General features: G+C 71.3%; 27 protein-coding genes. 14 read left to right on the top strand and 13 right to left on the bottom strand.

The window, feature by feature from the left end:
• Positions 1–32 precede the first annotated feature (32 nt).
• Complete coding sequence (locus C7C45_RS04525; protein WP_110562352.1) at positions 33–638, top strand: class I SAM-dependent methyltransferase; 606 nt, start codon at positions 33–35, stop codon at positions 636–638.
• 136 nt (positions 639–774) lie between these two features.
• Here C7C45_RS04525 and eccB read toward each other — a convergent pair whose 3' ends face one another.
• A complete protein-coding gene (gene eccB / locus C7C45_RS04520) occupies positions 775–2,151 on the bottom strand; it encodes a type VII secretion protein EccB (protein WP_110562351.1) in 1,377 nt (458 codons plus the stop codon).
• A gap of 126 nt (positions 2,152–2,277) precedes the next feature.
• Here eccB and C7C45_RS04515 point away from each other — a divergent pair, with 126 nt between their 5' ends.
• The gene (locus C7C45_RS04515; RefSeq protein ID WP_110562350.1) at positions 2,278–2,997 is read left to right on the top strand and encodes a polyamine aminopropyltransferase; all 720 of its coding nucleotides are present in this window, start codon (positions 2,278–2,280) and stop codon (positions 2,995–2,997) included.
• Between the two features lie 96 nt (positions 2,998–3,093).
• Complete coding sequence (locus C7C45_RS33905) at positions 3,094–3,270, top strand: hypothetical protein (protein WP_167454644.1); 177 nt, start codon at positions 3,094–3,096, stop codon at positions 3,268–3,270.
• A gap of 12 nt (positions 3,271–3,282) precedes the next feature.
• Here C7C45_RS33905 and C7C45_RS04510 read toward each other — a convergent pair whose 3' ends face one another.
• Positions 3,283–5,085 (bottom strand): acyl-CoA dehydrogenase, encoded by a 1,803-nt coding sequence (locus C7C45_RS04510; RefSeq protein WP_110562349.1) that lies wholly within the window; start codon positions 5,083–5,085, stop codon positions 3,283–3,285.
• Between the two features lie 154 nt (positions 5,086–5,239).
• Here C7C45_RS04510 and C7C45_RS04505 point away from each other — a divergent pair, with 154 nt between their 5' ends.
• From C7C45_RS04505 to C7C45_RS04495, 3 genes are read left to right on the top strand one after another with little or no spacing between them, the layout of a single operon-like run.
• The gene (locus tag C7C45_RS04505) at positions 5,240–5,662 is read left to right on the top strand and encodes an MmcQ/YjbR family DNA-binding protein (RefSeq protein WP_110562348.1); all 423 of its coding nucleotides are present in this window, start codon (positions 5,240–5,242) and stop codon (positions 5,660–5,662) included.
• A 34-nt stretch (positions 5,663–5,696) separates the two neighbouring features.
• On the top strand, positions 5,697–6,077 hold the full coding sequence (locus C7C45_RS04500) for a VOC family protein (RefSeq protein ID WP_110562347.1): 381 nt from the start codon (positions 5,697–5,699) through the stop codon (positions 6,075–6,077).
• Between the two features lie 39 nt (positions 6,078–6,116).
• Entirely contained in the window at positions 6,117–6,809 is a 693-nt protein-coding gene (locus tag C7C45_RS04495) for an alpha/beta fold hydrolase (RefSeq protein ID WP_110562346.1), read from the top strand.
• 122 nt (positions 6,810–6,931) lie between these two features.
• Here C7C45_RS04495 and C7C45_RS04490 read toward each other — a convergent pair whose 3' ends face one another.
• The 3 genes from C7C45_RS04490 to C7C45_RS04480 form a co-directional block, all read right to left on the bottom strand.
• Positions 6,932–8,206, bottom strand: coding sequence for an MFS transporter (locus C7C45_RS04490; protein WP_110562345.1), 1,275 nt, complete (start codon positions 8,204–8,206; stop codon positions 6,932–6,934).
• On the bottom strand, positions 8,203–8,799 hold the full coding sequence (locus tag C7C45_RS04485; protein ID WP_110562344.1) for an ArsR/SmtB family transcription factor: 597 nt from the start codon (positions 8,797–8,799) through the stop codon (positions 8,203–8,205). The genes C7C45_RS04490 and C7C45_RS04485 overlap by 4 nt, the downstream gene beginning before the upstream one ends.
• Before the next feature lie 64 nt (positions 8,800–8,863).
• Complete coding sequence (locus C7C45_RS04480; protein WP_110562343.1) at positions 8,864–10,447, bottom strand: LLM class flavin-dependent oxidoreductase; 1,584 nt, start codon at positions 10,445–10,447, stop codon at positions 8,864–8,866.
• A 114-nt stretch (positions 10,448–10,561) separates the two neighbouring features.
• Between C7C45_RS04480 and C7C45_RS04475 the strand changes: the two genes are divergently transcribed.
• On the top strand, positions 10,562–11,155 hold the full coding sequence (locus C7C45_RS04475) for a MarR family winged helix-turn-helix transcriptional regulator (RefSeq protein ID WP_110562342.1): 594 nt from the start codon (positions 10,562–10,564) through the stop codon (positions 11,153–11,155).
• Positions 11,156–11,267: 112 nt separating this feature from the next.
• Here the strand turns inward: C7C45_RS04475 and C7C45_RS04470 are convergent, their stop codons facing one another.
• The 3 genes from C7C45_RS04470 to C7C45_RS34775 all read right to left on the bottom strand — a co-directional run bounded on the left by C7C45_RS04470 (position 11,268) and on the right by C7C45_RS34775 (position 15,753).
• Entirely contained in the window at positions 11,268–12,767 is a 1,500-nt protein-coding gene (locus C7C45_RS04470) for a CehA/McbA family metallohydrolase domain-containing protein (RefSeq protein ID WP_110562341.1), read from the bottom strand.
• A gap of 207 nt (positions 12,768–12,974) precedes the next feature.
• A complete protein-coding gene (locus tag C7C45_RS04465; protein WP_110562340.1) occupies positions 12,975–14,975 on the bottom strand; it encodes a Xaa-Pro dipeptidyl-peptidase in 2,001 nt (666 codons plus the stop codon).
• Positions 14,976–15,090: 115 nt separating this feature from the next.
• Positions 15,091–15,753 (bottom strand): hypothetical protein, encoded by a 663-nt coding sequence (locus tag C7C45_RS34775; protein WP_244200239.1) that lies wholly within the window; start codon positions 15,751–15,753, stop codon positions 15,091–15,093.
• Between the two features lie 429 nt (positions 15,754–16,182).
• On the opposite strand from C7C45_RS34775, the gene C7C45_RS04455 reads away from it, so the two are divergent.
• The gene (locus tag C7C45_RS04455; protein ID WP_146247265.1) at positions 16,183–17,145 is read left to right on the top strand and encodes a helix-turn-helix transcriptional regulator; all 963 of its coding nucleotides are present in this window, start codon (positions 16,183–16,185) and stop codon (positions 17,143–17,145) included.
• A 43-nt stretch (positions 17,146–17,188) separates the two neighbouring features.
• Complete coding sequence (locus C7C45_RS04450; RefSeq protein ID WP_110562525.1) at positions 17,189–18,166, top strand: phosphotransferase family protein; 978 nt, start codon at positions 17,189–17,191, stop codon at positions 18,164–18,166.
• A gap of 22 nt (positions 18,167–18,188) precedes the next feature.
• On the opposite strand, the gene C7C45_RS04445 is transcribed toward C7C45_RS04450, so the two are convergent.
• Complete coding sequence (locus C7C45_RS04445) at positions 18,189–18,593, bottom strand: winged helix-turn-helix transcriptional regulator (RefSeq protein ID WP_110562338.1); 405 nt, start codon at positions 18,591–18,593, stop codon at positions 18,189–18,191.
• Between the two features lie 89 nt (positions 18,594–18,682).
• On the opposite strand from C7C45_RS04445, the gene C7C45_RS04440 reads away from it, so the two are divergent.
• On the top strand, positions 18,683–19,540 hold the full coding sequence (locus C7C45_RS04440; protein ID WP_110562337.1) for an SDR family oxidoreductase: 858 nt from the start codon (positions 18,683–18,685) through the stop codon (positions 19,538–19,540).
• Between the two features lie 84 nt (positions 19,541–19,624).
• Here the strand turns inward: C7C45_RS04440 and C7C45_RS04435 are convergent, their stop codons facing one another.
• Both C7C45_RS04435 and C7C45_RS04430 read right to left on the bottom strand, forming a co-directional pair.
• Complete coding sequence (locus tag C7C45_RS04435) at positions 19,625–19,984, bottom strand: hypothetical protein (protein ID WP_110562336.1); 360 nt, start codon at positions 19,982–19,984, stop codon at positions 19,625–19,627.
• Positions 19,985–19,994: 10 nt separating this feature from the next.
• Positions 19,995–20,507 carry a hypothetical protein gene (locus tag C7C45_RS04430; RefSeq protein ID WP_208641062.1) on the bottom strand — a complete coding sequence of 171 codons (513 nt, stop codon included), beginning with the start codon at positions 20,505–20,507 and terminating at the stop codon, positions 19,995–19,997.
• Between the two features lie 165 nt (positions 20,508–20,672).
• Between C7C45_RS04430 and C7C45_RS04425 the strand changes: the two genes are divergently transcribed.
• Genes C7C45_RS04425 through C7C45_RS04415 form a run of 3 tightly spaced genes read left to right on the top strand, consistent with a single transcriptional unit; the run spans position 20,673 to position 23,901 of the window.
• Positions 20,673–21,842, top strand: a complete 1,170-nt coding sequence (locus C7C45_RS04425) for an acyl-CoA dehydrogenase family protein (protein WP_110562335.1) — start codon at positions 20,673–20,675, stop codon at positions 21,840–21,842.
• Complete coding sequence (locus C7C45_RS04420) at positions 21,842–22,687, top strand: phosphate/phosphite/phosphonate ABC transporter substrate-binding protein (protein ID WP_110562334.1); 846 nt, start codon at positions 21,842–21,844, stop codon at positions 22,685–22,687. Before C7C45_RS04425 ends, C7C45_RS04420 begins: the two co-directional genes overlap by 1 nt.
• Positions 22,684–23,901 (top strand): ferritin-like domain-containing protein, encoded by a 1,218-nt coding sequence (locus tag C7C45_RS04415; RefSeq protein ID WP_110562333.1) that lies wholly within the window; start codon positions 22,684–22,686, stop codon positions 23,899–23,901. The genes C7C45_RS04420 and C7C45_RS04415 overlap by 4 nt, the downstream gene beginning before the upstream one ends.
• A gap of 63 nt (positions 23,902–23,964) precedes the next feature.
• Here the strand turns inward: C7C45_RS04415 and C7C45_RS04410 are convergent, their stop codons facing one another.
• Complete coding sequence (locus C7C45_RS04410; protein ID WP_110562332.1) at positions 23,965–24,315, bottom strand: DUF1330 domain-containing protein; 351 nt, start codon at positions 24,313–24,315, stop codon at positions 23,965–23,967.
• Positions 24,316–24,435: 120 nt separating this feature from the next.
• The gene (locus tag C7C45_RS35465) at positions 24,436–25,026 is read right to left on the bottom strand and encodes a TetR/AcrR family transcriptional regulator (protein WP_110562331.1); all 591 of its coding nucleotides are present in this window, start codon (positions 25,024–25,026) and stop codon (positions 24,436–24,438) included.
• A 116-nt stretch (positions 25,027–25,142) separates the two neighbouring features.
• On the opposite strand from C7C45_RS35465, the gene C7C45_RS04400 reads away from it, so the two are divergent.
• On the top strand, positions 25,143–25,496 hold the full coding sequence (locus tag C7C45_RS04400) for a TraR/DksA family transcriptional regulator (RefSeq protein ID WP_110562524.1): 354 nt from the start codon (positions 25,143–25,145) through the stop codon (positions 25,494–25,496).
• The last annotated feature ends 19 nt before the right edge of the window (positions 25,497–25,515 follow it).

Below are 25,515 nucleotides of genomic sequence, written 5' to 3'. Positions count from 1 at the left end.
CGCGCCCTCGGCGGCCCGGTTACGGTGGCCACATGGCCAACCCGACCCGCTGGGCGACCGATACCGGTCCCGAGCACTCGCAGTGGTATATCGACCGGTTTCGGAAGCTCGCGGCCGAGGGCGCGGACCTGGCCGGCGAGGCCCGACTGGTGGACGCTCTGGTCGCGCCCGGCTCCCGGATTCTCGATGCCGGCAGCGGCACCGGCCGCGTTGGTGCCGCGCTGGCCCAGCGTGGGCACACCGTGGTCGGGGTGGACGCCGATCCCGCGCTGGTGGCTGCCGCCCGCGCCGACCATCCCGGCCCGACGTGGCTGGTCGCCGACCTCGCCGAGTTGGACCTACCGGCGCTGGGTGAGGCGGAGCTGTTCGACGCGGCGGTGCTGGCCGGCAACGTCCTCGCCTTCGTCGCCGTCGGCACCGAACCGGAGGTGCTGCGCCGAATCGCCGCGCACCTACGCCCCGACGGTGTGCTGACCGTGGGCTTCGGCACCGAACGCGGTTATCCCCTGACCGCGTTCGACGCCGACGCCGTGGCCGCCGGGCTGCGCGTGGAGCAGCGCTTCGCCACCTGGGACCTGCGCCCGTGGCGCGACGACGCGCCGTTCGCGGTCACCATCCTGCGCCGCCCGGCCGACTGACACCCCTCCGCCCGCGTTGCCTTCCGGTGATCAAGAGGTTTGCGTCAGACTCGCGCCAATTTCTGACGCAAACCTCTTGATCACCGCCGGCAGGCAGGCCGGCCGGCGGGCGGGCGGGCGGGCGGGGTTTGGGTGATCAGTCTGGGGCGGCGACGGCCCGGGCGGCGGCCGGGTCCAGGGTGGCGCCGGCGGGCACGAGGCTGACCAGGCCGGCCGGCAGTCGCAACGGGCGCACGTCGCGGTAGCCGAGCATCGCGAGGACCTCCCGGTCGGCCAGCACGTACCGTCGGCCCAGGTCGGTGACCACGGAGACCGCGCCGCCGGTCGCGCCGGGCGCCGCGGCGGCCTCGACCACCGCGCCGCGACCCGGCTCCACCACGACATGGTCGGCCAGCACCGCACCGCCGGTCGGCGCGGTCCGTGGCGCGGCCGCCAGGTCCCGCAGCGGTACGCCCCAGCGCACCTCCCCGACCCCACCGTCGTCGGCGACCCGAGTGCAGAGCGCGCCCTCGCCGCCGGCCGCGAGCCGGGGCGGGGTCGGCGGCGGAGCGTTCGGGCCGGTCGGAGCGAGGTCGGGCACCGTGGGCAGCGCGGCGAACTGGCCCAGGGTCATCGGCACCGGCTCACCCTGCCCGGTGCGGGCCAGCAACAACCCCGCCTGCAGTTCGGTGATGCCGGCCAACCCGGCGTCGAGGGCCACCGCGTACTGCCGGCCGCCACCGGAGTTGCTCACCAGGTAGACCGTGCCGATCGTGGTGCCCGGCACCTGGGTGGCGGGCTGGCCCAGTTGGGGTAGGTCGAGCGGGGCGAGGTCGGCGCCGGTGGGCAGCGAGTTGAGCAGGGCGGGCGCCACCGGCACCGCCTGCGCGCGGGTGGTGGCGAGCGCCGCCAACACCCTGCTGGCATCGCGGACGAGGTAGCGCCGTTGGTGCCAGACCAGGTGCAGCCCGCCGTCGGGGTGACGCAGCAGCAACGCCTCGTCGCCCAGCAGCCGGCCACCATCGGGCTCGGTGCCGATCAGTAGCGCGGAGCGGGGCGCCTCGCCCGCGGGGGTCGTCGAGCAGACGGTCCAGGCCGCGGTGGCCAGCCGGCCGGCGGCGGGCAGCGAATCAGGCGCGTCGGCGATGCCGAGCGGCAGGCCACGCGGCACACCGGCGATCGTGCGTCGGGACACCAGCACGGTCTTCGACGTGTCCGCGCCGACGATGAGCAGCGCCGAGGCGTAGTTGAGCACCGGGTGCAGCTTCTGCTCGCGATAGACGAACCGGGCGCCGGACTCCTTCTCCACGATCACCGCGCCCTGGTCGCGCCACCCTTTGCCGCCACCGGCGAACAGGCCGTAGAGCGCCGACCCACCGAGCCCGATCGCGGCGACCAGGACGCTGGCCAGACCGGCGCCGGCCAGCCGCCGAAACGGCGACTGTGCGGGGTCGGTCTCCCGCATGACCAGGGCGGCGACCGCCCGCTGAACGCTGAACTGGTAGGAGTGCAGCTGGTCCTGCCGCGACGGCATGAGGTCCCCTCCGGTGGATCGGCCGGGCACAGGATATGCGTTGCGTCGATGTCCCGTGGACCCTGCGTGGCCGGCACGGGGCAAGCGGTAGCATCCGGGGACGAATCCGACGGCGAGAGGGCACCCGTGGGCGCGCGTTTCGAAGAGCTGGCCTGGCGGGAAACCCCGATCGGCGCGATCAGCCTGCGCCGACGCCGGGACCCGGCACTCCAGGTCGAGGTGTACGAGGTCAAGCTCGACGACGAGTTCCTGATGTCCAGCCTGTTCCCGGTCGCGGAGATCGAGCTGGCCCGGCTCGGTCTCGCCGAGGTTGCCGGTGACTCGCTCGACGTGGTCGTCGGTGGCCTCGGGTTGGGTTACACGGCCTGCGCGGCACTGGGCGACCCCCGGGTGCGTTCGCTGCTGGTGGTGGAGGCGATCGAAGACGTGATCGACTGGCACCGGCAGGGGCTGCTGCCGTTCGCGGCGGGGCTCGCCGAGGACCCGCGGACCCGGTTCGTGCAGGCCGACTTCTTCGCGGCGGTGGCCGGTGACATCGGCTTCGACGTCGAGGTGCCCGGGCGGCGGTTCGACGCCGTACTGCTCGACGTCGACCATTCACCACGCAACGTCCTGCACCCCAGCCACGCGGCGTTCTACCCGCCGGCCGGGCTGCGCCGGCTGGCCGCCCTGCTACGCCCGGAGGGGGTCTTCGCGCTCTGGTCCGACGACCCGCCGGACACCGAGTTCACCACGGCCCTCTCCGAGGTGTTCGCGAGCGTACGGGCGCACGTCGTGCCGTTCGCCAACCCGCTGACCGGCGGTGAGTCCGCCAACACCGTCTACGTGGCGCGTGCCGGCGCCTGACCGACTCCGGTATGCCCCTCGCGCATGGTGTCGCCCGGACGGGGAAGGAGAAGCCGGGCCGGCCGCACCAGGCGCGGCCAGTTACGGGAGGTCGAGATGCGTGCCATGCTCTGGGTCGTCGGCGTGGTCGCTGGCGTGCTGATTCTGCTGGGGCTGATCCTCGAGGCGGTCCGCTGGCTGATCATCATCGGTCTGATCGCGCTGGTGATCGTGATCATCCTGGGCGTGATCAAGGGACGGCAGGCCATGAGCCACCAGGCCCGCCGACGGTGAGACCAGCCCCGCTCAGAACCAGTCCGTCCGCATGTCGAGGGTGGTCCGGTCCCGGCTGGCCAGCAGGTCGAACTGCGGGCCGGTCCGGGGCAACTCGACAGTGAAGAAGTAACGGGCGGCCTGGCGCTTGCCGGCGTGGAACGCGTCGCCGGCGCCCTCCGGGGGCAGCGCCAGCACCTGCTCCAACCACATCCACGCGATCACCACGTGCCCGACCGCTTCCAGGTAGGCGCTGGCGTTGGCCAAGGCGAGCACCGGGTCACCGTCGGCCCAGAGTCGACCGGTGACCGCGGTGACGCGGTCCACAGCACCGGCCAGCCGGTCCGCCAGACCAGCCGCCTCTCCCCCGGCCCGCCGAGCCCGCTCGATCGTGTCCCCGATCGTTCGGGTCAGCAGGGCAAGGCCCGCACCGCCCTGCATGGTCATCTTGCGCCCCAGCAGATCCAGCGCCTGGATGCCGTGGGTGCCCTCGTGGATCGGGTTGAGCCGGTTGTCCCGGTAGTGCTGCTCCACGTCGTGATCACGCGTGTAGCCGGCACCTCCCAGCACCTGGATCGCCAGGTCGTTCGCGGCGAGGCACCACTGCGACGGCCAACTCTTCGTGATCGGGGTGAGCACGTCCAGCAGCAGATGCGCCCGCGCGCGGTCCGCGTCGTCGGGGGCGGTCTTCTGCTCGTCGAGCAGCCGCGCACAGTAGAGCACCAGCGCCAGCGCCCCCTCCACGTAGCTCTTCTGTGCCAGCAGCATCCGTCGTACGTCGGGGTGGTCGATGATCGGCACCTGCGCCGCCGCCGGGTCCTTCGCACCGACCGGGCGGCCCTGCGGCCGCTGCCTGGCGTAGGCCAGGCTCTTGAGGTAACCGGTGTAACCCAGCGCGGTGGCGCCGGCACCGACCCCGATCCGGGCCTCGTTCATCATGTGGAACATCTGCGCCAGCCCCTGATGCGGTGCGCCGACGAGGTGGCCGACCGCACCGGGACGGCCGCCCGGGGTGTGCCCGCCGTCGCCGAAGCTGAGCAACGTGTTGGTGGTGCCCCGGAAACCCATCTTGTGGTTGAGCCCGGCCAACACCACGTCGTTGCGGTCGCCGAGCGACCCGTCCGCGCCGACCAGCACCTTGGGCACGATGAACAACGAGATGCCCTTCACCCCGAGCGGCGCTCCGGGAATCCGGGCCAGTACGAGGTGGACGATGTTCTCGGCCAACTCGTGGTCACCGCCGGAGATCCACATCTTGGTACCGAAGAGGCGGTACGTGCCGTCCGCCTGAGGCTCGGCGCGGGTGGTGATGTCGGCCAGTGAACTGCCGGCGTGCGGCTCGGACAGGCACATGGTGCCGAAGAACCGCCCCTCCAGCATGGGCCGGACGTACGTGTCGACCTGTTCGGCGCTGCCGTGCGCCAGCAGCAGGTTGGCGTTGCCCAGGGTGAGGAACGGGTACGCCGAGGTGGCCACGTTGGCGGCCTGGAACCAGGTGAAGCACGCCGCCGCGACGGCGTGGGGCAGTTGCAGACCACCGACCGAGGCGTCCAGCCCGGCGGTGAGCAGGCCCGTCTCGGCGAAGCTGTCCAGCGCCGCGCGGACCTGCGGGATGAGTCGCACCCGCTGCCCGTCGAAGGTGGGCTCGGCGAGGTCGGCGGCGCGGTTGTGCGGGGCGAACTGCTCGGTGGCCACCCGTTCGGCGAGGTCCAGGGCGTCGTCGAAGGTCTCCCGGGAGTGCTCGGCGTAGCGGGGACGCTCGACGAGTTGGCACACCCGCAGCCAGTCGTGCAGCAGGAAGTCGAGGTCGCGGCGGGAGAGCAGGGTGGACGGCACGGCACTCCTCAACGGGCACGGGGGTGGGTCGGGCCAGGACGACGGCCCGGGGTCGCCTCGGCCCATCCTGGCGGATCGACACGGCGGGCACCACCGGCCCGGGCCGCCTTCGACGAGCGGAACTTGTCACACCGGCCGGCTAGCGTCGCTGCCCGTGAGCGCACCCGGAGACGTTGCACCCGAGATCCTCGACCGGCTGCGGCCGATCTGCCTCGGGCTGCCGGAGACCTACGAGGAGCCCGCCTGGGTGGGCACCCGCTGGCGGATCCGCAAGCGGACCATCGCCCACGTCTACACCGTCGACCCCGACCGCCAGGCGGTCCTCGCGCGGGCCGCCGCACTCGACCAGCCCGCCTGCCTGCTGACCTTCCGGTCGCCACTCGACGAGATCGCCGGGCTCCTCGCCGGCGGGCACCCCTTCTACAAACCGGATTGGGGCCCGAACGTGATGGGCATGGTCCTGAACACGGACACCGACTGGGAGGAGGTCGGCGAACTCCTCACCGAGAGCTACTGCGTGCTTGCCCCGAAGCGGCTCGCCGCCCTGGTCGGCCCTCCGCCCCCGCTGATCGGTTGAGCGCTGGCCCCGCATCCTCGATATCGTGCCGTGCATGCACCGAAGCCGCGTGTACGCGTTGCTGATCGACACTCCCGAGGCGGAAGCCGCCCGGGCGGCGGAGTTCTGGTCGGCGGCGCTCGGCGTCAGCACCCGGCCCGTTCCGGCGGAGCCGCAGTTCATCGGCCTGCATGAGGCGCTGCCGGGGCTGGTCACCGCGGTTCAGGCGGTCGACGACGCACCGCGCTACCACCTGGACATCGAGACCGACGATGTGCCAGCCGAGACCGCGCGTCTGCTGGCCCTGGGCGCCACCGAGGTGTCGCAGTGGCTCGAATGCCGGATCCTGCGGGCACCCGGTGGTCACCTGCTCTGCGTGCTTCCGGTGGAGAGTCCGCCGGAGGTGTTCGCCGCCGGGGCCCGCACCTGGTCGTGACCCGCCGATCTGTCGCAGGGCGGCGCTAGGGTCCTCGTCATGGCTGATTTCGTGCTGGTGGCGGGGGCGTGGCTGGGGTCGTGGGCATGGGCCGAGGTGGTGCCGTCACTTCGGGCGGCCGGCCACGGCGCCCACCCACTGACGCTCTCCGGGCTCGCCGAGAAGCGGGGCGTGCCCGCTGGGCAGCAAACCCACGTGCAGGACATTGTGGACGAGGTCGAGGGCCGCGACCTGCGCGACGTGGTGCTGGTGGGGCACAGCTACGCGGGCATTCCGGTGGGTCAGGCCGCCGAGCGGATCGGCGACCGATTGACCAGGGTGGTCTTCGTCGACTCGGAGGTGCCGGTCGACGGCGAGTCGTTCGCGTCCGGCTTCTGGCAGGGCCGGGCGGCGTTCGAGGCGATGCTTGCCGACGACGGTTTCTGGCCGCAGCCCGGTGCGGCCGAGTTCGACGGTCAGGGGCTCACCGACGAACAGGTGACACGGCTCGTCGAGGGCGCTACTGCGCATCCGGGTGCCACGCTGACCGAGCCGGCCGTGTTGACCGGCGCACTGGGTGATCTCCCGGCGACGTACATCAAATGCCTGCTCGACGGGCCTGAGCCCAATGACGCCGTGGCCAAGCTGCTGACCAGCGACCGCTGGCGACTGGTCACGATGGCGACCGGCCACTGGCCGATGTTCTCCCAGCCCACCGAGTTGGCCCGGGTGCTGTCGGCCGAAGCCGCCTGACCTGCGGTCGTCCGCCTCGGTGACTGGCTGCTCCGCTCGCCTGTCCCCTGAGCGCGATATACCTCAGTGGCATATTCATGACTCTGAGGTATATCGCTCGTTCAGGTGAGCGCCCGCGCGGATCAGGCAACCGGGTCGTCGAGGGTCCTGATGTGGCGCACCGGCGACATGAGCAACCAGAGTACGGCGAGCACGCCGCCCAGGCCGGCGACGACCAGGGTGGGCCGCAGCCCGATGCTGGTGCCCAACACACCACCGACCAGCGCGCCGAGCGGTCGGATCCCGTAGTTGACGGCGCTGTAGGCACCTGCCCGACGTCCTCGCGCGTCGTCGGGTGTCACGGCGGTGAGGAGGGCGTTCAGGTTCACGTCCATCAGCATCACCCCGACGCTCGAGACCAGCTCGATGGCCGCCAGCATGGCCACCTTCGTCCACGTGGGTCCAGACACCAGCGCCGTCAGCGCCAACGGCGCGGGAAAGAGCACCACGCCGATCATGGCGGTACGGCCCAGCCCGATGGCGCGCGAGATCCGTGGGGCGAGCGCCGCGCCCGCGAGCCCGCCGAGTGCGCCGAATCCGAAGGCGACGCCGATCGCGCCGGCCGACAGGTCCAGTTCGCGGCTGGCGTAGAGCACCAGCAGCGCGCTGATGATGAAGGTGAAGAAGTTGACGGTGCTGGTGCAGCCGAGGGCGGCCCGCAGCACCGGCTGCCGCAGCACCAGCGCCAGCCCTTCGCGGACGAGGCCGAGGGTGGACGTCCGACGCGGCGGCGGTGGCGGCTCGGTCACCGAAATGCGGCTGAGCAGCAGCGCGGAGCCGAGGAAGGACACCGCGTCGACGACGATCGCGACCGGCGCGCTGAGCGCCTGGATCAACCCACCGCCGACGGCCGGGCCGGCGATGAAGGACAGCGACCGGCTCATGCTCAGCTTGCTGGTCGCGTCCACGTACGCCGAGCGGGGCACCAGGGCGACGAAGAACGCCTGACGCGCCATGGCGAACAGCACCGCCCCAACGCCGGTGAGCAGTGCCACCAGGTAGAGCTGGGTGAGGGTGATCGCGCCGAACAGGTAGGCCACCGGCACGCTGAGCAGCACCGCGGCGCGGACCAGGTCCGCGATGATCAGGAGTCGTCGCTTGTGGGTGCGCTGGTCCACCCAGGCACCCAGGAACAGGCCCAGCAGGTTGGGCAGCCAGATCAACGCGGTGAGGACGCTGACCTGCACGGGTGTCGCGGCGAGCAAGGTGACGGCGATCAGCGGCAGGGCCAGTTCGCTGATCCGATCACCGAACTGGGAGATCGTCTCGCTGAGCCAGAAGGTGCGGAACCGCCGGTCGCGGTGCAGAGCCAGCCGGGGCGCGGTGCCGGTGGCGGTCCCGGTGCCGGTGGCGGTCACGACGCGGCCGGGTCGTCGCCGGGCTCGGGCAGGAGGTAGCGCAGCATCCGGACGAGTTGGGCGCCGGCCGGCGAGGCGTCGTCCTCCTTTCGTCGCACGTAGGGGGCGAGCAACTCCTCGATCGCGGTCTCCAGCTGACGCAGTTCTTCGGGGGTGGCCACGAACCGGGTGTCGGCCACCCCGGCCAGCCCGCGCCACTCGTCGTCCAGCCGCGGCTCGTCGTGCAAGAGCCACTGTTGTGGCGCCTCGGCGGTCCGGGCGAACATCTCGCCGCGTAGCTGGCGGCCTGCGGCCTGCCCCTCGGCATCGTCGGGCAGCGTGAAGCGGAACCCCCGGGCGGAGGCCTGCCACCAGCGTTCGCGCTTGCTGGTGGTGCCCTCCGCGTCGGCGACCAGGCCGAACGTCGCGAGGTGCCGCAGGTGCCAGCTGACCACCGAGGGCGTGGCGCCGACGTGCGGCGAGAGCCCGGTGGCGGTGGCCGGGCCGTGCCGCTGGAGGCGGTCGAGGATGGCCAGCCGGACCGGGTGGGCGAGGGCCCGCAGCGCCTGCGGCTCGGTGATCTCGAAATCCCCGTACGGATTCTTGAGAGACATGTTTCGAAAGTAGTCTCTCACGTTGAGTGTCGGCAACCCCCGACCGCGGCGGGCACCGCGACGATCAGGCGATGCCCAGCCGGGCCAGCGGTTCGACCAGCTCACGCTCCTCATAGCTGAGGTGCGACAGCAGGGCGTCGGTCAGCAGGTCCACCGCGGCCCGCAGCTCGGCGAGGCCGTCCGGGGATCCGACGTAGGCGACCAGGGCACGGTCGACACCCTCCAGTACGTCGTGGATGACGTGGTGTTCCTGCTCGAGCCGGTCGACGACCGGACCGAGCCGGGGGTCACGCGCGCGCAGCCGGGGAAAGAACGACTGGTCCTCGATCGTGTGGTGGGTGGTGACGATGCGGCAGTACGACTCGCAGTAGACGCCGAGCGTCCACCGGTTCTGCCGCATCGTCATCGTGTTGATGTGGGACCGGGCCGCACCCGCGTCGATCTCGCCGGCCGCCACCTGCTCGATCAGGTCGTGAATCTGGGCCAGCTCGCCGCGCAGGCCGTCGTGAATCTGCACCAGGTGCGCACCGGTGGCCTGCTCGTGCGGGGTGTAGGTGCGGTTCGGATCGGGCGCGGGACCGGTGGGTCGGGTCGACTCGTCCCAGACCTGCTGGTCGCTGCGCCGCACGCCATCGTCCGGGGTGGGCACCACAGCGAAGGCGCCGCCGGTCACGGTCGCGCGGCTCGGCCGCACCGGGGGCGCGGCCATCGGCTCCGGTGCCAGCTCCGGTTCCGGCGTACGCTCCGGCTCCGTGCCGCGGTCGCGCTCGGCCGTGACCAGTTCGCGCACCGCGGGGGCCACCTCGCCGGCGAACCGGCGCAGGTCGTCGGGGTCGTCGCTGGCGATGATGAAGGTGCTGACGCCCTCGCCCAGCGCCAGTTCGGCCAGCTCCTGCACCCACTGCTCGGCCGGCCCGTTGAGCTCGCCCCGCCCGCTGGCCGAGAACGTGCCGGCGATGTTGAGGAGCCGACGCACGTCCTGCGGGGCTCGGCCGGCCTGCTGCGCGGCGTCGTCGATGATCGCGTTGCCCTTGGCCAGGTCACCGGGCTGGAGGTAGCTCAGCGAGGGCAGCCAGCCATCGGCCCGACGGCCGGTGAGCTGGAGCATCCGAGGCTTGTACGCGCCCAGCCAGATCGGCACCGCGTGTGCCGGAGCCGGCCCTCGCTTGGCACCCCGCACCCGGTAGAACTCGCCGTCGACACGCACTCCGCCGCGCGCCTCGGCGTCCCAGAGCTGACGGATGACCTCGATCGCCTCCTCCAGCGCCCGTACGCCCTGCCCGGGGGTCAGCCGTCGGCCACCCATCGCCTCGATGGCCTCCCAGAACGCTCCCGCGCCGAGGCCGAGGCTGACCCGGCCGCCGCTGAGCAGGTCCAGGCTGGCCACGCTGCGGGCGAGCACCGCCGGTGGGCGCAGGGGCAGGTTCGTCACGTTCGCCGCCACGTGCACGCGGCTGGTCCGGGCCGCGACGAAGCTCAGCAGTGTCCAGGTGTCGAGGAACGCCGGCTGGTACGGGTGGTCCTGGAAGGTGACCAGGTCCAGCCCGACCTGCTCGGCGAGGACGGCGACGCCGACCGTGCGGCCCGGATCGCCGGCGCTGGGGGTGACGAAGGATCCGAAGAGCAGGTCATGGCCGTAGTCGCTCATGTGCGAGCCTCCCGTTTCACGCGACGCCTCGGGCGATGCGTCATGGCCTAAACCTTATGCCACACAGAACATCTTCTGCCAACAAGGTCTGCGCCACTGCGCTATTGTCGGGGGATGACGGACGCCACCCAACGGCCGGACCGGCCCGATCCGCTCGACGACGACCTGGGCTGGATGCTCGGGATCGTCTTCCGTGGCTACGTCCGGGCGGCCGAGCACGCGCTCACCGACTTCCCCGGTGGCCCACGCGGCTACCAGGTGCTCACCGTGGCGATCAACGGGCCAGCCCGAAACCAGGGTGCGATCGCCGAGGAGCTCGGCATCGATCGCACCGTCCTCACGTACCTGATCGACGACCTGGAGCGACCCGGGTTCGTCGCCCGCCGGGCGGACCCGGCCGATCGGCGCAACCGGCTGGTCGACGTCACCGACGTCGGCCGCGCCGCCTGGGAGCAACGCCGCCTGGCGCTGCGGCAGGTCGAGGCACACCTGTTGGGGGCGCTCGTGCCAACCGAGTCGGCGACGCTGCGGGCACTGCTCCAGCGGGTCGCCTGCTCGGCCCAGGCGACCGACCCGCTGCGTGACCTCTGTGCGGTGGTGGCGCAGGTCAAGCCGGCGACGGCACCCGCGACCGGCCGGGCCGGCGCGGCAGCCGTCCGTGGCGGGCGCACCGCCACTCCCCGAGGCCGCCGCAGCAGCACCGACTGACCCGGGGGACGGCCGCAACCAGGGGAGAAACGCGACGCGGGTCCGCCCGGCTCCACCCGACGCCGCACGTCGGGTGATGCCGGACGGACCCGCTGTCCGCTGTCGCGGTGGGTCAGCGCACGTGCACGAACACCGGGTTCGAGTAGAACCACAGGTCGTCCCACGGGCTCTCCAGCCCGTCGGCGAGCGGCTCGGCCTCGTCGGTGCTGGTGCCCCGCACCCGCGCGTAGGTGTCGGCCTCGACGTTGCGCAGGGTGTGCCGGATGACGTAGTCCTCGCCCTGCCGACGCCAGTCACGCGGGCCGAACCGGGCCACCACCTTGGTGGTGGGGTTGGTGTCGGCGTCCAGGTTGGCGCTCGGGCCGGTGATCTGGCCGACGATCAGGTCGACCCGGCGGACCTCGGGCCGGTCGCCGTTGCCGTTCACGCCGCCCAGCGGCCGGAACTTGATCTCGATCTCGACATCGGTACGGCTGCGCCGGCTGACCGTGACGGTCTCGCCCACAGCGGCGGTCTTGCCCTGGGACTTGGCGGTGACGTCGAGGTTGCGGATCAGGTCACCGGTGGTGACGAAGATCCGACCGTTGCGCAGTCCGTCCATGATGTCGCCGTAGTCCTGGCGGGCGTGCACGTACGTCTTGCTGTACTCGCCCGGCCAGAAGTCGGAGCCACCGCGGGTCCAGTGCACGTGCGAGTCCGAGGTCGCCGTGATCCACCAGCGACGGCCCTCGCCGAGCAGCGAATCCCACAACCCGCCGACCCGGGCGGTCATCTGGTCGAACCCGCCGTAGGTGGGGTGGTTGTTGTAACCACCCCGCGCGCCACCGTTGAGTGGGCCGGCCTGGTGGCCCGGGGCGCCCTCGAAGCCGATGTAGACGTCCGGCGCCGCATTGTTGCCGTTACGGAACTCGCGCGGAGTGTCCTGGCCGTAGACGCCGAGGCCGGGCGCCGAGCGCGACGCGTGGTGGGCAATCACCAGCGGCTTGTGCGGCATGCCACGGGCGACCTTGAGGAACTCCACCATCTTGGCCTCGGTGTCCCGGGCCGGGTCGGTGGGGAACGCGTCGTACTTGGCGAACCGGCTCTCCAGCTCGAAGAGCTGCTTCGCCTCGTCGTCGTGACGCGGAATCATCAGGGTGTGGTGGTCCAGCGACGGCGCGTCGAACTCCATGCCCCAGAACTGCAGCACCTCGGGGACCAGCTTGCGCGACCGCAGCAGATCGGGGTAGGCCTGCTCGATGTTCACCTTCGAGTGGGTCGGTCCACCGTGGTCGGTGCACATCGCCCAGGTCAGGCCGAAGTTCTTCGCCATGATGGCGTTGGTGACGATCGGGTAGACCGCGTCCGCGCCCTTGTGGAAGACGATCGGGGACTTCGTGGTGTCGAACTCACCGCTGTACTCGGAGTGGACGTGGTGGTCACCAGCGCGCCACACGCGGTTCTTGGAGCTGCCCCGGTCGCTCGTGTCGTCACCCGGCCGACGGTCCTCGTCGGCCCACGCCGCACTGGCACCGACCAGCGGGCTGGCCGCGGCCAGCGTCGCGCCGACGCCCGCGTACTTGACCAGCTTGCGCCGCGACAGCTGCGCGCGCTCGGTCTCTTCGGGTTGCATGTCTCTCACGTGAGAGCCTCTCCTCGATCAAGCGAATGCTCTTTCGATCAAGGAGCCTCGGAGAGGACGGTGAACACCCGTCGTACGCGGCGAGTGCGCCCGATGAACACCCTGCCCCGACCTGCGCGGAGCGCAGGTCGGGGCAGCAGTGGGTGACCCCTCGAACGCGCGGAGTGTCCAATCGGGACCAGCCTTGACCGGGCCGGGTCAGGGCACCGGCCGGGTGTCACGGGCCGTCCGGGCGGCCGACGGATCGGCCGGCGCGGTCCGCACCGGTGGTGCGGCGTCGACCGCGGGCAGGCCGGCTCGGCCGGCGATCGGCAGGATCAGCTCGCTGCGGCCCAGGTCGACCCGGACGGTGGCGTCCCGGTCGTCGGTCTCGGTGAACTCCGGGTCGCTCTGACCGAGCACCAGACCGAGTACGTGCCCGGCGGGCAGCACCGCGTCGTAGGCGTTCAGCGGCACGGTCACGGTGTACCACCGATCCGGCAGCAGCGGGGTGCGCAGGCGCAGCGAGCGGTGGTGTGCGGCGTCGAGCCAACCTCGGGTCAGCACCGCGTGGTCGGTGCCGTCGGTGATCTCCTCGGTGTCCCGGTAGCAAGCATCGTCGGCGTCCGTGGAGGCTCCCCAACAGGATTCGGTGTCCAACGTCCGCACCCCTTCCGAGGTGCCGTACTGGAGTCGCTCGGCGGTGCCGTAGTCGACCAGCCGGGCGGTCAGCTCGGTGGTCGGCCGATCCACCCGGATCCGCAGCCGTACCGACGGGCTGCCGGATATCCGCAGCGCGGTGGTCAGCGTGCCGGAGAGGAAGACCAGCCGGCCGGCGGTCGCCGTGCTCGGCTCGGCGACCAGCTCGGCCTCGGTCAGTAACTCGTCGACGTACGCCCGCTCCTGGCCCGGCCGCGCGCCGCGACCGCCGAGGGTGCCGGTCAGGCCGTCACCGTCGCCGAGTGCGATCCGGACGTCCCGGGTGCCGGGGGCCGGCCAGTCCCGCTGTGTCGTCCAGGTACCCGGAGCGGTCTCCAGGTCGACCCGCGGCTCGTCCATCACCCCGTTGCGCAGACCCTGCAACCAGTAGTCGAACCAGCGGTGCAGGGCGGCCACCCACTCGGCTCGCCGAACGTCGAACGGGTCCTCGTGGCCGGCCTGGTAGAGCCAGAGCTTGCGGGGCACGCCCTCGTCGGCCAACTCCTGCCACCAGTCGGCGAACTGGTTGGTCGTGACGTTCAGGTCGTTGAGGCCGTGCGCCACGAACACGCTGGCCCGGACCCGGTCGGCCGAGGGCCGGTAGTCACGCTGTGCCCAGAACCTGTTGTAGTCGCCGGTCTCCTCGCCGCTGTCCGCGCGGAGCCGGGCCAGCACGTCCGCGCAGGCTTCGTCGTCGCGACCATTGACGTACGAGTGCAGGTAGCCGGGATAGTCGGTGGAACGAAGAACACCTTGGTAACGCATGTAGTCGTACCAGCTGGAGATCGCCGAGATCGGCACGATCGTGGCCAGCCCCGGCACCCCGGTGGCGGCGACCCCGTTGGCGACCGAGCCATCCCACGACTTGCCGATCATGCCGACCTGTCCGGTGCTCCAGGCAGCGCTCACCGGCCGGCCGTCGGCGGTGTAGGCGCGAGCCCGCCCGTTGAGCCAGTCGATCACCGCCGTGGCGCTGTCCACCTCGGCCGGGCCGCCGACGTCCTCGCAGCCGGTCGAGCGGGCGGTGCCCGCGAGGTCCACGGCGGCGAAGGCGTATCCGCGCGGGACGAAGTAGTTGTCGTAGAAGAGCGGTGCCTTGGCGATCACGCCGTTCGCGTCGTACGTCTTGAGTTCGCTCTCGTTGCCCCGGCCACAGCAGAGGTAGTAGGGCGACGCGTCCATGATGACCGGCACACGGACCCCTGCGGCGGCGGCCTCGCGGGGCCGGACGAGGTCCACGGCCACCCGGTCTCGGACGCCGTCACCGTCGCTGTCGGCGCGGGTCTGGACCCAGACGCTCTCCCGGATCGCGTCGGCGTAGGAGTAGGCCGGGACCGTCTGGTCACCCACGACGTGCGGCGGAACGGGGTGGTGGCGGGTCGCCGACCCGGCCTGGGCCGCCGGGGACCCGGTCCCGGGAGACGCGGCCACCGGGGCTGCGGGCAGCGCCGCCACCAGCATGCCGACCAGGATGCTGGCGACTCGTGCGCGGGTGCCGACGGACGACGGAGCAGACGTCATGGGTGTCCTCCCAGGGCGCGACGCGTGGTGCACATTCCATCGCATCGATGACCTTTTTGCCTAGTGCCAATCCCGGCGGCTGACCGGCCTCCGGCTGGGACGCCCGACGGCCTGGTCAGATCCGGGCGCGGGGCAGCCAACCCAGGAATCGGTTCCGGACCCGGGTCAGCGGCAGCGTGGGCAGGTCCTGGGCGGCGACGACGAGGCAGGAGCCGAGATAGACCGCGAGAGCGGCGCGCGCGCCACCGTACTCGGCGAGCAGTTGACTCTGCTTGGTGGCGCAGGGCCACTCACCTCCGCATCCGGTGCAGGTCCAGCTCGGCGCGTTGGGAAGGTGCTCGGGCAGCTTCGCTCGGCGGTATCGGCCGACGACACTGTTGTCGGCGCGCACGTCGCGTCGCTGCGGCACGGGGCGTCCGTTGCGATGCGGGACCGGACGGGCCCCGGGCAGGTAGCGCCCGACGGTGCCGAGGAGCACGCCCACCCGGATCAGAGCGTCCGGCCCGACGTGGTGGGTCAGCAGCGCGGTCATCAGGTAGTGCCCCAGCAGGTCGAACGCTTCCCGGTTCAGGCCAAGGTCACGGCACTGGTCGACGAAGTCCGGTGTGGTCAGCGGCACCCGGTCGTCGAGTGCGCGCCGCAGCACCTCGCGCAGGCCGGCCCCGAGCCGTTCCAACGCGTCGCCCTCGCCCAGCCCCAAGCTGTCCTCGTCCGCCACCCGGGCCAGCACCTCTGCCACGGCCAGTCGAACGATGCGGTCAGGATCGGTACTGTCCAAGGTTTACCCCCTCCTCAGGCCAGTCACTCGGCGGTAGCCCGGTCGCCCCCCGACTTCCGGGTTAACGTGAACAAGATTTCGCTGTCCACCGCGAAGATGGCTAGGCCCGAAGGCGCAGAGTCAGCCGGCGCGCTAGTCGGAAAGCGAAGTCGACCTGCCGACACACCCCTGCTGTTCGTGGGACGGCCGACGACGGTTGTCGTATGGTGACATTCCCATCGACAGATATTGCGTACGCGTTCCCTTCACCGATCAGGCCAGCTACGACGCCACCCCGACCGGTCGCTGCCGTCCCGCTCGCGACGTTCCACCGCACCACACCGCCGGCCAGCAATCTGCGGGTCACCGCCGAGCACCCCGGCACGTCCCGATCTCGCCACCGGTCCCGTTCCATCACCCGGCGGCACCTTCACCGGACGGAGACAGCGGATGACGTCATCAACAGTGCAGACCAGACACTTCGACAGCTGGGACCCGGTGGCCATCCACGGGTTCCTGTCCACCGCGTATGACCCGAAACTGCGCATCCACAGCAGCAGCAAATACCGGTTCACCCATCACAGCGTGGAGACCGGACCCTTCGCCATGGCGACCGTCCGCCACACGGGGCAACTCGACATGCGAGCGAGCAACCTCGGAGGGCTGGCCATCACCCACACCCGCACCGCCCGGATCGACCGCACCTGCGGCGCATCGGCCAACCGGTTCGGACCCGGCGACGTCTACCTCGTCACGAAGCCCGGAGAGCCGTGCAGCGCACGCTGGCTACCCGGCGAGGTGGAGATCTGCGTGCTGGACCTGTCAGTGCTGGAGCAGGTGGCCACCACCGCGCCGGCCCGACGGCCCGGTCCGATCCAGTTCACCCACCTGGGTCCCGCCGACGCGGCGCTCGCCCGGCAGTGGCGCATCACCACCAGCTTCGTCACCGACGTCGTGCTGAACAGCCCGATCGCCAGCGCGCAACCGCTGGTGATCGGCAACGCCGCGCGGATGCTCGCCGCCGCGGCGCTCGCCGTCTTTCCCAACACCGCGTTCACCGAGCCGACCGCCGCGGATCGACACGACGCCAGCACCGCCACCTTGCGACGAGCGATAACCTTCATGGAGGAGCACGCCGACCGGGACATCAGCGCGGCCGACATCGCGGCTGCCGCCGGCGTCTCCCTGCGGGCGGTGCAACTCGCCTTCCGCCGTCATCGCGGCACCACCCCGATGGCGTACCTGCGTCGGATCCGACTCGCTCGGGCCCACCACGACCTGGTACGGGCCGATCCCCGCCAGGAGACCGTCTCGGCGATCGCCAGTCGATGGGGCTTCGCCAGCCACAGCAGGTTCACCGCCCGCTACCACGCCAGCTACGGCGTGCCGCCGCGCGAGACGCTGCACGCCTGAGGCGTGGCGCGTGGTGCACGCCCTGTGCCGGGAGGAGACGGACATGACACGCGCTTTCCTGCGGCCGGGCGATGTGCGTGACCTGGTGGCGGAGCAACTGGGCAGTGCCCGGAGACTCACTGCTCTGGACCGGCTGACCGGCGGCAGCAAGAAGGGTGTCTACCGACTTCGGCTGGACGACCAGACGAGCGTGATCCTCTACGTGTGGGCAGCCGGCGAGAACTACTGGCCGCCGTCGCCGACAGTCCCAGACGACCCGTTCACCGACGCGTCGGGGGCGGAACTGTTCGCCATCAACCATGAGGCGCTCACCGCTGCGGGCGTACGGATCCCGCGGCTGCTGATGCTCGACCGCGACGGCCGCTACCTCCGCTCCGACATCGCGCTGGTCGAGGACGTCGGTGACCTGACGCTCGAGGCGCTGATGGATCGCGACCCGTCCGCAGCCGCCACGGTTCTGTCCGCGCTCGGTGACGCCCTGCACCGCATGCACACCACACTCGGCCCGCGCCACGGCAAGCTCGCGACCATCGCCCGCGACGACGCATCCCCGAGGCGATGCGCGGAGGACATCATCGTGGACCGGGCGCTCGGTCATCTCGACACGGTGGCGACCGGCGACGCTCGGCTCGCGGACGCACACGGCCGGATCACCGCCCACGTGCGTCACCTCCGCGGCGCGGTCACCGCACGGCAGACGTACGGGCTGATACACGGCGAGCTGGGACCAGACCACGTATTCGTCACGGGCACCAACGAACCCGCCATGATTGACATTGAAGGCCTGACGTACTTCGACGTCGAGTGGGAGCACGCCTGGCTCCAGTTGCGCTTCGGCGACGCGTACCCGGCACTGCGTCCCGTCGACCTCGACCCTCACCGGCTCGAGCTCTACCGGTACGCACAGGTGTTGTCCCTGATCGAGGGACCACTGCGTATCGCTGCCACGGACTTCCCCAACCGGCAGTGGATGCTGGACCTCGCCGAACGGAACATCGCAAAAGCACTCGCCCCGCTCTGACGCCGCACCCCGCGCCCGTGAGCTAGGCCCGGTCGCGCTCGTGGGTGTCGCGGGCGGTCTGCAACTCGGGCACCGAGGCTTCCAGCAGGTCGGCGAGGCCGCGTAGCTGCTCGGCGACCCGGGCGCCGAGGGGGGTCAGCGAGTATTCGACGCGCGGTGGGATCGCGGTGAGCACCTCGCGGGTGAGCATTCCGTCGCGTTCGAGGGTCTGCAGGGTCTGCGAGAGCATCCGCTCGCTGACCCCGTCGATACGGCGACGCAGCGCGTTGAACCGGTAGCGGCCCTCGCCGAGCGCCAGCAGGGCGAGCGAGGCCCACTTCGAGGTGACGTCCTCGAAGGCGGCACGGGAGGTGCAGCCCCGCGCGAAGACATCGCTGACGAGTTCCTGGGTAGGCCCCGCCGGGTGCTGGGACGGATTGTCGCTCACCTCACCAGCCTACCTTAAGCTTACCCAAGAGCTAGTGCTATAGATTCGTAAGTGCCTGCAGATCTGCCACTGCATTAACGGAGGTTCCCATGCCCACCTATGCCGTCACCGGCGCCACCGGTCGGCTCGGCCGTCTGGTCATCGACCAGCTCCTCGACACCGGCGTACTCGCCACCGACATCGCCGCCATCGTCCGCACCCCGGAGAAGGCCGCCGACCTGGCCGCGCGCGGGGTCGAGATCCGCAAGGCCACCTACGACGACCCGTCGACGCTGCCCGGCGCCGTGGCCGGCGTACGCCGCCTGTTGCTCATCTCCGGTGACACTCCCGGCCAGCGCGTCGCGCAGCACACCGCGGTCATCGACGCGGCCAAGCTCGCCGGGGTCGAGCGCCTGATCTACACCAGCATCCTGAACGCCGACACCACCACGAACCCGCTCGCCCCGGAGCACAAGGCCACCGAGGAGGTCCTCGCCACGTCGGGGTTGGCCTACACCGTGCTGCGCAACAGCTGGTACACCGAGAACTACACCGACCAGCTGCCGCAGTACCTGAAGTCCGGCACGATCCTCGGTGCCACCGGTGGCAGCAAGGTCTCCGCCGCGACCCGGGCCGACTACGCGCGGGCCGCCGTGGCGGCGCTGACCCGCGAGGAGGACGGCAACGCCGTCTACGAACTGGGCGGCACCGCGTTCACCTTCGACGAGTTGGCCGACGCGGTCACGGAGGTCACCGGCACCACTGTCGTCCACCAGGACCTGTCGGCCGCCGAGCTGGCCGCGACCCTGGAGGGCGTCGGGCTCGACGCCGGCACCGCCGGGTTCGTCGCCGCGCTCGACCATTCGATCGCGATCGGTGAGCTGGTGACCGACAGCGACGACCTCAGCCGGCTGATCGGCCGGCCGAGCACCCCGCTGCGCGATGCCATCCGGGCGGCGCAGGCCTGACCCGACCATCGACCACGCTGACACCGGGTGGGCCGCGGCATCCACGTCCCGTCGCCCGCCCGGTAGTCGGCCGTGACGCGCCGACTACTCTTCCTCGGTCTCCTCTTCGGTGAGCTCGGCCAACACGTCGGCCGCAGCGCGGTTGCCCCCGTCGGCGAGCCGTCGAAGCTCGCCCACGTCGGCCCGTTCCGCCGCCAACTCGACGAGTTGATCGGCCGCGTCCCGGTCGCCTCGGTCGGCGAGACGCCGCAGCTCGTTCATGTCACCAAGCTCGCTGGCGAGCTCAACCAGTTGGGCCGCCGCGTCGGCGTTGCCATCCTCCGCGAGCTGGCGCAACTCGGCCAGATCGCCCCGTTCGCCGGCAAGCTCGACGAGCTGGTCGATTGCGTCCCGGTCACCGTTCGCGGCCCGTTCCCGCAGACCGGCAAGATCAGAATCTGCCATTGCGCACCTCTCACCAGCTCACGCGCGACCTTCTCGTCGCCCGTCGACGCTCACCCGCCGGTCCCCCACCATCGAAACGTAGACCAGCCGGGGCCACGCCGGAGGACGGTACGGCCGACACCACCTGGGCGCCGGGCCCGTCAGGCGCCTCGGACGGCTCGGCGAGCAGCAGACCGCTCAGCAGACTGCGCAGGGCCCGCTCGAAGAGGTCGGTTCGGGGCGCGGGCGCGGCGGGCTGGCGGAACGCCGCGACCAGGTGCGGGTACGCCGCGAGGTCGGCACCGGCGAAGCTGAATGCCCCGGAGGCGGCCTCGCTGCGGGCGAAGAGGGTCACCACGCCGTTCATCTTCGCGATCGCCTCGAGCTTCGCGGCGACAACGGCCGGCACCGGCTCCAGGATCCGAATGCAGTTGTCGAACCAGGCCAGGCTCTCGGGACCGATGCCGGCCGTCCGGTGACTCACCTCGATCAGCCACGGGTGCAAACGGTGCAGCGCCAACTGCCGGCGGCCCAACAGCAACATCGAGTCCAGCCAGCCCCCTCGGCCTCCGGATACGGGGACGACGGGCACGGACGGCCCCACCGGGACGGCACCCGCTCCAGACGGTAATCCGACGCTCGCGCGGTGTCATCCAATTCGGATAGTGTCGACGGCGGTCCCACCCGGTCTGACTGAAGGGACACCCGCATGACGACCATTGTCGACAATGCCCCATCCGACGCCGATGTCGCAGACCGGCTCGGCACGGTCCTCGACGAGGTGATCCGCCCGCAGGCCGCGAACGTCGACCGCGAAGGCACCTTCCCCCGTGAGGGTGTCGCCGCCCTCGCCGCAGCCGGCCTGCTCGGCCTGGCCTCCTCAACCGAGGTCGGCGGCAGCGGCCACGGCATGCGGACGGTCGCCGAGGTCATCGAGCGGCTCGCCGCCGAGTGTGGCTCCACCGCGATGGTGGTGCTCATGCACTACGCGGCGACCGCCGTCATCGAGGCGCACGGCCCGCGCGAGGTCCGCACGGCCATCGCCACCGGCGGTCATCTCACCACGCTGGCCTTCTCCGAGTACGGCTCGCGCAGCCACTTCTGGTCCCCGACCGGCACCGCGAGCGTCACCGACGACGGCAGCGTCCGCCTCGATGCCCGCAAGAGCTGGGTCACCTCCGCCGGCGAGACCGACAGTTACGTCTGGTCGAGCCTCCCGCTGTCCGGCGACGCCGGTCCGATGACGCTGTGGCTGGTGCCGGCCGGCAGCGCCGGCCTGAGCGTGACCGGCGATTTCGACGGGCTCGGCCTGCGTGGCAACGGCTCCCGGCCGATGACCGCCGAGGGGCTTCGGGTCCCGTCGGCGGCGATGCTCGCGGCCGACGGCGCCGGGCTCGACACCGCGCTCGGCGCGGTCCTCCCCTGGTTCCTGGTGCTCAACGGCGCGTTCTGTCTCGGCCTCGCCGACAGCGCGGTCGCCGAGGCCGGCCGGCACCTCACCGGGACGACCCTCGCGCACACCGGGGCCGCCCTCCGCGACGCGCCCGTCACCCGACGCGACCTCGCCCGCCTGATGATCCGCACCGACGCGCTGCGGGCCTTCCTGGGCGACACCCTCACCGCACTGGAGACCGGCCGCGACGACGCGATGCTGCGGGTGCTGCAGGTCAAGGCGCTCGGCGGCGAAACGGCCGCAGACGTCACCGATGGCGCGATGCAACTCTGCGGTGGCAGCGCGTTCCGCAAGGAGTTGGGCCTTGAACGCCGCTTCCGCGACTCGCGCGCAGCCCGGGTGATGGCCCCGACCACCGACGCCCTGCATGACTTCGTCGGTCGGGTAGCCACCGGGCTGCCGCTGCTCGACGAGGCCAATCGCTGATGTCGACGCCAACCGTCCTGATGGGCGCTGTCGCGTACGACCCCAAGGTGGTGACCATCTGGGAGGGCTTCCGCGCCTGGCTGCGCGGACGCGGCCTGGACTTCGACTTCGTGCTCTACTCGCACTACGAGCGCCAGGTCGAGGATCTCGTCGCCGGGCGGATCGACGCGGCATGGAACTCACCCCTGGCCTGGCTACGGGCCGAGCGACTGGCGGCCGCCAACGGCACGGCCGTCCGCGCGCTCACGATGCGCGACACCGACCAGGACCTCACCTCGATCGTGGTGGTCCGCGCCGACTCACCGGCGCGGCAGGTCGCGGACCTCGCCGGGATGGTGGTCGCCGTCGGCGCGGTCGACAGTCCACAGGCGACGCTGATTCCGCTGGGTCACCTCGCGGCGGCCGGGGTCGAGGTCGACGTGCGCCGTTTCGACGTCGGCGTCGGCCTGCACGGCGACCACATCGGCGGCGAGCGTGACGCGGCCCGCGCCCTGGTGGCCGGCGAGGTCGACGCCGCGTGCATGATCGACGCCAACCACCTGGCGTTCGTGAAGGAGGGCACGCTGCCACCCGAGGGCACCCGGATCATCGCGCAGACCGCCCGGTACGACCACTGCAACATGACGGTCCGGGAGCCGGAGTCCGCCGGGGTCCAGCTCTTCGGGACGCTTCTGCTCGGCATGTCGTACGCCGATCCGCAGGTGCGCCCGCTGCTCGACCTGGAGGGGCTGACGGCCTGGAAGGACGGCCGCACCTCGGGGTACGACCTCCTCGCCAGGGCGGTCGACGCCACCGGTTTCTTCTCGCCCGACGGGCGGGTGACGGCCACGGACTACCGGCCGTGAGCGCGGCCCCGGGCGCCGACGTCGAGGTCCACCTCGGCGACCTCGGCTTCGGCCGGGGGGCGCACCTACTCGTCCAACGTGCTCTGGCCGGGCTGCCACCCGGAGGCCGGTTGGCGGTTTCCGGGCGCGACCCGGCGCTTCCCGTACACCTGCCGGCCTGGTGTCGTGTCCGGGGCCATCGGGTCGAATGGCCGGACCTGGGCGACCGGAGCGAGCTGGTCGCCGTGGTCGTCCGGGGTACGGCGGATGACGACCGCTGGTTCGGCGCGGAGCGGGCCGGGCCCGCCCTTCCGTCGGCACTGAGCAGCCGCCCGCCGGCACGGTGGGGGCTCGGCGCCCGGGGCGCGCTGCTCGAAGCCGGCGGTCCCGAGGCCCGGTTCGACCTGGACGACCGTGACCTGGTGTGGGCCGATGTCGCTCCGCACCTGTACGCCCAGGCAGCCGCGCGACAGTGGGATCCACAGACCGCGGTGCCCTGGGACGATCCGTTCGCGCTGCCGGCCGATGTCGAGGCCGCGGTCGTGCAGGTGATGACCTACCTGGTCGAGAACGAGCAGGCCGCGCTCGTCGTGCCGGCCCGGTTCGTGGGGCGCATCCACCCGCACTTCCGTGAGGTGGTGCAGCTTCTCGCCGTGCAGATGGCCGACGAGGCGCGGCACATGGAGGTGTTCAGCCGGCGGGCGCTGCTGCGGGGTGCCGAGCTGGGCACGTCGTCGGCCGGCGGCCGGCAGTCGCTCTTCACGCTCGTCGCGGAGTCCGACTTCGCGCTGGCCTCGTTCCTGCTCTCCGTGCTCGGCGAGGGCAGTTTCGTCGATCTGCTGTCGTTTCTGCACCAGAACGCTCCGGACCCGGTGACCCGGCAGGTCTGCTGGCTCGCCATGCAGGACGAGCGCCGGCACGTGGTGTTCGGCATGGCGCACCTGGAGCATCAGGCCCAGCTCGACCCGCTGCTGCGAGATCGGCTGCGGGCGGCGATCCACCGCCGCCACGACGCGCTCGTCGACACTGCGGGCCTCAACGCGGACGTCTTCGACGCGCTGGTGGTGCTCGCGGCGGGTGGCTGGCACCCCGACGACGTGTCCGCCGGCTTCGACCGGGTGCAGGCTCTGCAGCACGCGATGGACCAGGGCCGCCAGCGTCGACTGGTCCGGCTGGGTTTCCGCCCGGACGAGGCCGCCGCGCTCTCCGCCCTGCACACCCGCAACTTCATGTGACCGACCCCCGCGCAGGCCGTGGCGTGCGCGGGGGTCGAGGTACGGCAGTTCAGCGACCTCTGGTCACTGACCGAGCAGGGTCCGGATCTTCTGCGCGTAGCCGGCCACCGTGAAGTCGGGGCTGACGGAGTCCACCAGGATCAGGTCGTTGATGGTGTGGTTGACGCGCAGCGGCAGGATCGCCTGGTACTCGGCGGAGTTGTACCAGGTCTTCGCGGTCTCCGCGTCCGGGAACTCGATCAGGACCGCCGAGCCCTCCCAGGAGCCCTCGATGACCTGCACCTGGGCGTCCAGGACGAGCCACTTCGCGCCGTACGGCTTGGTGGTGGCCTCCACCTGCTCCAGGTAACGCAGGGACTCCTCGGTCGGCACTCCACCCGGAATACGCAGGTGGTTGATCAGGTACGTGCTCATGTCTCACTCCTATGGGGTGATGGTTGCCCGGTCGAATGCGTACGACCGGTCGTCTTATAACGGATACACTCCGCGACAAACAGGACAACGCGGACTACTACGGTTTGGATCCGGCGCGAATCACGTGAGGATCCGCGCCGTGGTGATCGCGAAGAACTCCTGGACGGCTGTCGGGTCACCGGACGCCTTCGCCCGCGCCGCCGCCCCCTCGTAGCTGGAGACGACGAAGCCGGCCAACTCCCGGGCAGGTTCGTTCCCGTGCAGCTCACCGGCGGCACGCGCCTGCTCGATCGCCACCGCGAGAGCGGCGACCCAGCGGCCGAAGCCGGCGTCGACCGCGTCCCGCAGAACGCCGCTGTGGGCCGGGATCTCGGTGGCGAAGTTGCCGAGCAGGCAACCACGGTCACCCATGGTGTCACTGAGGCCGGTGATGAAGCGGAGATGGTTGGTGATCCGCTCGAGCGGCGTGCCGCCCTGCTTCTCGTCGAGCATCTCCAACCCCATCGCCGCGGAGTACCTCGCCACCGAGTCGAGAGCGAGGTCTTCCTTGCTGGCGAAGTGGTTGTAGAAGGTGCCCTTGGGCGCCCCGGCGGCGGCCACGATGTCCTGGACGCTCGTCCCGTTGTAGCCGCGCAGGTGGAACAGGTCCAACGCGGCGTCGGACAGCCGCTGCCTGGTCCCGGCGGAGGCTTGCGACTTCGGTCGTGGCATCTCCTGGCACTCCTCTCCCCGGATCCCGGCTGGCTGACAGACACCACGATATGACCGGTCGTCTCGGAATGCCAGGTCCTGTGACCACCGTCATCCCGGAGTACGGTGGAACGGCCATGAACCAGGATTCCAGCGCGGTTCGTCAGGAACTGCTGCGGCTACGCGAGCAGACCGAAACTCAGGCCACCGCACTGGACGGCGACCTGCGGAGCCTGTTCGAGGCGTCCCGGTCGTCCAACGCCGATGACGAACACGACCCCGAGGGCAGCACGATCGCCTTCGAACGCGCACAGCTCACCGCCGTCCTGGACGCGACCCGCCAACGCCTCGCCGAGCTGGACGTCGCGCTGCAACGCGTCGACGCCGGCAGCTACGGCGTGTGCGAACGGTGCTCCCGTCCAATCCCCACCGAACGGCTCGTCGCCCGCCCGTCGGCGCGTACGTGCGTCGCCTGCGCCGACCGACGGTGACGGTCCCCGTCGAACGGGC

It is taken from the genome of Micromonospora arborensis, from assembly GCF_003205615.1.
Taxonomy (GTDB): Bacteria; Actinomycetota; Actinomycetes; order Mycobacteriales; family Micromonosporaceae; genus Micromonospora; species Micromonospora arborensis.
The sequence above is the reverse complement of the archived record's forward strand: the minus strand, read 5'-3'. Positions and strand labels throughout refer to the sequence as shown.